Source organism: Actinomadura latina NBRC 106108 (assembly GCF_001552195.1).
In the GTDB taxonomy this organism is placed as follows: Bacteria; Actinomycetota; Actinomycetes; order Streptosporangiales; family Streptosporangiaceae; genus Spirillospora; species Spirillospora latina.
Window position 1 is genome coordinate 45,349 of record NZ_BCQS01000047.1, and the last position, 7,457, is coordinate 52,805.

General features: G+C 70.5%; 6 protein-coding genes. 1 reads left to right on the forward strand and 5 read right to left on the reverse strand.

Features of this window, described 5'->3' with window-relative positions; all coding sequences use genetic code 11:
* Positions 1-33: 33 nt before the first annotated feature.
* From AL2_RS35050 to AL2_RS35065, 4 genes are all read right to left on the reverse strand, one after another.
* Complete coding sequence (locus tag AL2_RS35050; protein WP_067641476.1) at positions 34-1,764, reverse strand: amylo-alpha-1,6-glucosidase; 1,731 nt, start codon at positions 1,762-1,764, stop codon at positions 34-36.
* Between the two features lie 72 nt (positions 1,765-1,836).
* Positions 1,837-2,655, reverse strand: coding sequence for a carbohydrate ABC transporter permease (locus AL2_RS35055; protein ID WP_067641478.1), 819 nt, complete (start codon positions 2,653-2,655; stop codon positions 1,837-1,839).
* Complete coding sequence (locus tag AL2_RS35060; protein WP_067641480.1) at positions 2,652-3,620, reverse strand: carbohydrate ABC transporter permease; 969 nt, start codon at positions 3,618-3,620, stop codon at positions 2,652-2,654. The genes AL2_RS35055 and AL2_RS35060 overlap by 4 nt, the downstream gene beginning before the upstream one ends.
* Positions 3,621-3,637: 17 nt before the next feature.
* The gene (locus AL2_RS35065; protein WP_067641482.1) at positions 3,638-4,894 is read right to left on the reverse strand and encodes a sugar ABC transporter substrate-binding protein; all 1,257 of its coding nucleotides are present in this window, start codon (positions 4,892-4,894) and stop codon (positions 3,638-3,640) included.
* Positions 4,895-5,078: 184 nt separating this feature from the next.
* Between AL2_RS35065 and AL2_RS35070 the strand changes: the two genes are divergently transcribed.
* Entirely contained in the window at positions 5,079-6,104 is a 1,026-nt protein-coding gene (locus tag AL2_RS35070) for a LacI family DNA-binding transcriptional regulator (RefSeq protein WP_067641484.1), read from the forward strand.
* 44 nt (positions 6,105-6,148) lie between these two features.
* Here the strand turns inward: AL2_RS35070 and AL2_RS35075 are convergent.
* A partial coding sequence (locus AL2_RS35075; RefSeq protein WP_067641485.1) for an alpha-L-fucosidase occupies positions 6,149-7,457 on the reverse strand: 1,309 nt, incomplete at its 5' end.

Here is a 7,457-nt window from a genome sequence, read left to right on the forward strand (position 1 = left end):
CGGCGAGGCCGTCCCGCCGCCGGGCCGGACGCGTCAGCCGTTCGAGGAGCCCGGTGTCGTCGTCGCCCGGCGCTCATGGGCGGCGGCGAGGATGAGGTAGGCGCTGGCCGTCCAGGTGTAGGCGCGGTCGCGCAGGCCGGTGCCGCCGCGTGCGTCGAAGTTCTCCGCGAACCCCGACTTCTCGCACAGGGAGCGGAAGCGCGCACTGATCTCGTCGGCCAGGCCCGGGTACCCGGCGCGGCGGAGACCGTCCTCGATGAGGACCGTGGCGGGCGCCCAGATCGGCCCGCGCCAGTACCCGTCGTCCCGGTAGTGCGGCGAGCCGGGCAGCTCGGTCGCGAGACCGAAGGGGGTCAGATGCGCCTCGACCGCCGCCGCGAGCGCCGCGCGGACCGTCTCGGGCAGTTCGTCTCCCAGGACGATCGGCACGAGGTCGAGCAGGCTGGAGCTCGACCAGGTCCGTCCGGAGTGCGCGGCGCGGGCGACGAAGCGGTCATCGGCCCACAGTTCGGCGAGCAGCGCGTCGCGCATGCGGTCGGCCGCCCGGGTCCAGCGGGCCGAGGCGCCGGGACGCGCGAGCCCGGCCGCCTGGCGGGCGAGTTCGCGCATCTGGAGGACGAGGAAGGCGGCCAGGTCGGCGGTCTCGACGACGCGTCCGGGGTCGAAGGTGGTCGCGTTGTCCCAGCCGCTGTCGTTGCCGTGCTGGTAGTGGGCGAGCTCGTGGCCGGGGACGCGCCGGGAGGCCAGCCAGAACTCGGTCCACCGCTCCAGCCTCCGGTAGACCGCCTCTCGCTCGCCTTCGTGCGGCGGGCCGAGCCGCCGCAGGGCCCAGCCGTGGACGGGCGGCTTGACGAAGTTGTAGAGGATCTCGGAGTGCGTGATCGAGTCGGGCAGGGCGCCGGCGGCGTCCTGGTGGTCGAAGACCAGCTGGAACTGGTCCCAGGCGAGGTCCGGCAGGCCGTCGGCGAGGGCGATCGCGTTGAAGCAGTGGTCCCAGCTCCAGACCTTGTCCATCCAGTGCTTGGACATCAGGACGGCCGGCCGGGTCACGAAGCCGGCCGGCCGCACCGTGGCGGACCACAGGACGTAGGCGGCGAGCCCGGCGGCGGGCGTCCGGTCGCTGCGCCAGGGTGCCACCGCGTCGCGGAACGATTCGAATTCCGTCCGGGCGGCCTCGACCGCCCCGGTGAAGGGCATGCCGCTCGTGTACGGGACGCGCGCCGTCTCGTACTCCTCGATGGCGAGCTCCCACGGCTTGCCGTCGCCCGGCAGCACGAGGCCGCGTTCGGTGGCGCCGAGAGCCTGCACTCCCAGTTCCCCGACAACCGATCCGGCCAGCAGTGTGATGCGGTAGCGGCGTCCTGACTGGTACACGGTGAACACCCAGGAGCCGTCACCGGGGTCCCGGTAGAAGTACGGTCCGCTGAACGGTGTCAGGACCTTGTCGGCCGCCAGCAGGCGCAGGCCGAGGCCCCGACCGCGCACGCGCACCGCGTCCGGGGTCTCGTAGGCGAGGTCGATCCGGCCGGAGCCGCAGGTCCAGGTGAGCATGTAGGGCGTGGCGGCGACGGTCGTCTCGGCACGGGCGTCCGCCACGGTGGGGACCAGCCTCAGGATCGGATGCATGCCGTTCTGGTGGGACACCAGGTGGATGTCCCGCGCGTACGTGTTCTCCTTCACCACCGGAGAGAAGCCGAACCAGGATCCGCGAAAGCTGAAGGGGATCTCCTCCAGGGAGAACGCCTCGTCTGCGGCGACGGCCATGAAAGGCGGGTCCCTTCTGTCGCGGTGGTCTGTCGCGGTGGTCTGTCGCGGTGGTCTGTCACGGTGGCGGGGTCAGTGCTTGACCGCGCCCGCCGTGACGCCCGCGGCGACATAGCGCTGGGCGATCACCAGGAGGACGGCGGCGGGCACGGACGCGACGACGGCGGTGGCCATGATCGCGTTCCACTGCTGGTTGTTGTTGCCGATGTAGTGGTAGATGCCGAGGGTGATCGGCCGGCGGCGGCCCCCGCCGTCGAGGGTGCTGGCGAAGATGAAGTCCGACCAGGCCCACAGGAACGCGAACAGCGACACCGTGACGAGCGCGTTCCGGCTGACCGGCAGGACGATCGACCAGAGCGTCCGCAGGTTCCCCGCGCCGTCCACCCGGGCCGCCTGCAGCAGCTCCTCCGGGATGCCCGACATGAACGCGGTGAGGACGAGGACGGCGAACGGGACGGCAAGCGTGGAGTCGGCCACGACCAGCCCGGGCACGGTGTTGAGCACCCCGGCGCGGAGGAAGATGGCGTAGAACCCCATCGCCATGACGATCCCCGGGATCATCTGGGCGATCAGCAGCGCGAAGCTCAGCGCTCCGCCGCCCCGCGGGTGCAGCTTGGCCAGCGAGTACGCGGCGGGCGCCGCGAGCAGCAGGGTCAGCGCCACGGTGCCCAGCCCCACGAGCATGCTGTTGCCCAGGTAGGGCAACTGCTGGTCGAAGACCGCCCGGTAGCCGTCCAGGGTGCCGCCGACCGGGACCAGCGAGGGCGGGCTCTTGCGCATGTCCTGGTCGCGGGTGAACGAGACGTTGATCATCCAGTAGACCGGGAACAGCATCACTCCGGTCAGCGCCAGTCCGATCACGGTCTTCCACCGGCGGCGGGACGCGCTCATGTGGGGACCTGCCTTCGCTGCACGCGGATGTAGAGGAGTCCGAAGGCCAGGGCGGCGAGGATGAGCAGGTTCCCGACCGCCGCGCCCGGGCCGAACGCCGGCAGCAGGTTGCCGAACCCGAGCCGGTACGACCAGGTGGCGAACGTGGTGGAGGACGTGCTCGGCCCGCCCCTGGTCATGATCCAGATGATGTCGAAGACCTTCAGCGTGTAGACCAGCCCCAGCAGGAGGGTGATCGCCGAGACCGGGCGCAGCAGCGGGAAGGTCACGTGCCAGAACCGCTGCCGGCCGTTCGCGCCGTCCAGTTCGGCCGCCTCGTAGAGGGCCGGGTCGATCGCCTGCAGACCCGCGTAGAGCACGACCAGGTTGAACGGGACGCCGATCCAGATGTTGGCGATGGTCACCGCCCACAGCGACCAGTCCGGCGAGGTCAGCCAGCCGACCGGGCCGACCCCGGCGGCGCCCAGCGCCGCGTTCACGACGCCGGAGTCGCTGTCCAGCATCCAGGACCAGGTCGAGGACGACACGATCAGCGGCAGCAGCCACGGGATCAGGAACAGCGCCCGCAGGGTGGCCGACAGCCGGAAGTTCCGGTGGAAGAAGACGGCGAGCGCGAGCCCGATCGCGAACTGGCAGGCCAGCGACACGAGAGTGAACACCGCCGTGTGCCACAGCGCGGGCCCGAACGTCGGATCGTCCAGCACCTCGGCGTAGTTGGAGAAGCCGGTGAAGGGCGCGTCGCCCTGGACGAACGAGCGAACCGTGTAGTCGCGCAGGCTCAGGTCGAGGTTCCGGTAGAGCGGATAGGCGTAGAAGGCCAGCAGGTAGACGGCGACCGGGGTCAGGAAGCCCCATGCCGCCCACTGCCCGGACCGGGGTCGGCGCGGTGCCCTCTGGCCGCCGCGTCCCGCCGTCGGCGCGGACCGGGCGGCGGGCCGGGCGGCCGTCGGTGCGGCTCGGTTCATCCTGTGCCGTCCCGGCCCTACCGCGTCGCGCTCTCGGCCGCGGCCTGCGCGGCGGTCATCGCCCGTTGCGGGTCTTTCGCCCCGCTCAGGGCCGCCTGGACCGCACCCCACATCGGCTCGGAGATCTTCGGGTACTTGGTGCCGAGGTCGCCACTGGTGCGGCCCTTGGCGGCCTCGACCGCGTCCGCCCAGACTTTCAGCCCCGGATCGGCGGCGATCTGCTGGGCTCGCACCTGCGCGGTCGGGGCGATGTACGAGAGCGTCGTCGTGGTGGTGAGCGAGTTGCCGGTGCTGGTCAGGCACGTCACCAGCTTCTGGGACGTGGCGTAGCGGCCGGTGTCCCTCTGGACGGGGATGCTCACGAACTCACCGCCGGTCGGCGCCGGCGCGGTGCCGCCGTTCCGGCCGGGGACCGGGATGATGCCGTACGAGAGGCCCGCCTTCCTGGCGTTGGCCAGCTGCCAGGTGCCGTTCTCGGCGAAGGCGTAGTCGCCGGTGGCGAACTGCTGCCAGCTCGTGGTCTGGGTGTTGTTGATGACCGAGCTGGGCGCGTAGCCCTTCTTGAGCCAGTCGGCCCACAGCGCCAACGCCGAGACGCCCTCCGGGGAGTCCAGCTTGGTGAGCTGTGCGCCGGCTCCCCAGAACCACGGCAGGAACTGGAAGCTGCCCTCCTCCGTGCCGATCGCGGAGAACGTGATGCCCTTCTTGCCCGCGGCCTTCACCTTCGCGAGAACGGCGGTCAGCGACGCCCAGTCCTTGACGGAGGCTATGTCCGCCCCGGCCTTCGCGAGGACCTTCTTGTTGTAGTAGAGGGCCAGCGTGTTGGCGCCGATCGGGATGCCGTACGTCTTGCCCCCGCGCTGCCCGGCGGCCAGCAGGTTCGGCGCGATGGCCGAGGTGTCGAGCTTGGTCTCCTCCGTGGTCGTGAGGACGCCGCCCTCCGCCAGTGTGGAGACGACGGGGTTGTCCTCGATGAGCAGGTCCGGGGCGTTGCCCTGCTGGGCGGCCAGCAGGGCCTTATTCGTCAGGTCGCTGGTGTCGTAGGCGGTGCGCTTGACGCTGACCCCGGCCTGCGCGCCGCACTCGTCCAGCAGCTTCACCCAGCCGGAGCCCTTGTCGTACTGCGGGTAGGGATCCCAGACGGTGTACGTGCCGCCCTGGGCCGCGTCCGGGCCGCCGCCCGAGGAGGTGGAGCACGCGGTCAGGCCGCCCGCGGCCGCCATGACCGCGAGGATCAGGCCGGCCGTGGACCGGCTCGCTGTCACTGATCCCATGGTTGTGACCCTCCCGCTGAGCTGTCCGCACTGCGCATCGAATCGATTCGCTTGAACATAAACGCGCTCATCGCACACGTCAATGGGGTCTGGTGGAAGCCGGTGGAGTCCAGGAGATGCCCCCAGGCGCACTCGATTCGACTTACCATGTGGCTGGACGTGTCGAATCAGGTGAGGAGCGCCGGTGAACATCGGGGAGATCGCCAGGCGGTCGGGCGTGTCGCGCAGCACCGTCTCCTACGCCCTCAGCGGCAAGCGTCCGGTGTCGGAGGCGACCAGGCGGCGCATCCAGGCCATCATCGACGAGCTCGGCTACCGGCCGAACGCCGCCGCCAGGGCGCTCAAGGAGGGCCGGTCCCACACCCTCGGCCTGGTCATCCCGCCGGCCGGCCGGCGCCTGACCGACATGCAGCTCGGCTTCGTGGCCAGCGTCGTCGACGCCGCCGCACGCGCCGACCTGGACGTGCTGCTGTCGCCGTCCGGGGGCGAGCACGACCGTTCGTTCGAGCGCGTGGTCGGCGGCCGGCGCGTGGACGGCGTCGTCCTCATGGAGATCCGGTTGGAGGACGACCGGGTCACCCGCCTGCGCGAGTCCGGACTGCCGTTCGTCGGCATCGGCCGCACCGCCCGCCCGGAGGAGATGTCCTGGGTCGACATCGACTACGAAACGCTGATCTCCCGATGCGTCCATCACCTGGCCGACCTGGGGCATCGCCGCATCGCCCTGGTCAACCGCTCCGCGGAGCTGGTGGCGGCGGGGTACGGTCCCGGTCACCGCGCCCAGGCCGGTTTCGCGCGCGCGGTCGACGAACGCGGTCTGGACGGTGCGCAGACCTGCTGCGCCGACGACGCCCAGTCCGGGATGGCCTGCGTGGAACGGCTTCTCGCCGAGCATCCCGACCTGACCGCCGTCGCCACCATCAACGAGGCCGCCATCCCGGGCATGTACCACGCGCTGGCCAAGGCGGGCCGGACGGTGCCGGGCGACTTCTCCATCACCGGCGTCGCCGCGCAGGACCTGGCGGAGAACCTCCACCCGCCCCTCACGGCCTCGGACGTGCCCGCCGACGACCTCGGCGCCCAGGCCGTCGAGATGCTCATCCAGCGCATCGCCGACCCCTCCACCCCGCACCGCCACGTCCTCGTCGCTCCACCCATCGCCTTGCGCGACACGACCGCCCCCGCACGCCCCGGGAGCTCGCCCTCCTGACGGTCCCTCGAACCGATTCGCTCCGCCGCTCAGGCCGTGCAGTGTCAGACCGCGGTGATGGTCCATTGGTTGTTGGTGCTGGAGTTGGGCGCCCAGAGGATCGTGGTCGAGCCGACCGTGGTGGTGCCCGCGCCGTCCAAGGCCGTGCCGGTGCCGCGGTTGACGATCTGGCAGCGGCCGTTGCCGAGATCGTTCAGCCTCCATTGCTGGTTGTCGCCGCCGTTCCACGCCGCTTGCCGGGCGGATGCGCCGTTGGTGGCGTCGCCCCAGCTGTCGGCGACCATTCCGTTGGTGCGGTTGACGATGCGGTGGTAGCCGTTGCCCACATCCACCAGTTGCCACTGCAGGTTGGTGCTGCCGTCGTAGTTCCACTGCTTGAGCACGGCTCCGGAGGCCACGTTGCCGCCGCCGTCCAGGACGAGACCGCTGGTGACGTTGGCGATCCGCACCCAGCCGGTCGGAGCCGGACCCGAGTCCAGGGCTGGAATCCGGCCGGAGAAGGTCAGCCTGACCACATACGCCCGGGCGCTGAACGGGGCGGTGGCCGAGGGCATCGCGATGCGCAGGCCGGACCCGTCCTGGCTGCGGTCGGGCAGGTCGAGGGACTCCCCGGCCGCGGGGCCGAGCAGCCGTACCGAGGTCAGCGAGCCCAGGTTGATCCGGTTCGAGGCCAGCGTGGTGATGCCGAGCGTGCCGCCAGGCCAGCCCAGTACTGTCGCGTACAGGACGGTGTTGTCCTTGCTGCGGGTGAACCGGATGTCCTTGCCGGTGCCCTCCCGCGGCGTGGAGAACGGGCCGCCGCCCATCTGCGTGGGGCCTTCGCCGTAGGCCGTCCAGGCCCGGGTCGCGTAGATGGACTCGCCGAAGCGCTTGAGGTGGTCCCCGATGCCGAGCAGAATGTCCCGCTGCCCGGACGGAATGGTGCCGTCGGCCATCGGTGCGATGTTCAGCACCATGTTGCCGTTCTTGCTGACCCGGTCGATCAGCGAGTGCAGCATGGCGTTGGTCGAGTAGTAGCCGATGCCCGCGGTGTAGCACCAGCTGGAGCTGGAGACGCTGTCGTCGGTCAGCCAGTACGGAGCCTGGATGTCGGCCGGCCCGCCGCGCTCGAAGTCGTAGACCTCGCCCCTGTTGTTGAACCCGTCCTTGTAGGTGGCGACCACTTCCTTGTTCCAGGAGATCGCCTGGTTGTAATAGTGGGCCAGGAAATTGAGGCGCTGCGACTCGTCGATCCGGCCCAGGTTGAAGTCCTGGTAGATGATGTCGGGCTGGTAGCCGTCGATGACTTCGCGGAGCTTGTCGTACCAGAGCTGGACCTGAGAGGCCCAGTCGAGCTGGCCGTACAGCTTCCTC

Excerpts from the sequence above, each read along its gene's own strand:
- AL2_RS35065 (WP_067641482.1), bottom strand. The coding sequence starts at position 4,894 with ATGGGATCAGTGACAGCGAGCCGGTCCACGGCCGGCCTGATCCTCGCG.
- AL2_RS35060 (WP_067641480.1), bottom strand. The coding sequence starts at position 3,620 with ATGAACCGAGCCGCACCGACGGCCGCCCGGCCCGCCGCCCGGTCCGCG.
- AL2_RS35050 (WP_067641476.1), bottom strand. The coding sequence starts at position 1,764 with ATGGCCGTCGCCGCAGACGAGGCGTTCTCCCTGGAGGAGATCCCCTTC.
- AL2_RS35055 (WP_067641478.1), bottom strand. The coding sequence starts at position 2,655 with ATGAGCGCGTCCCGCCGCCGGTGGAAGACCGTGATCGGACTGGCGCTG.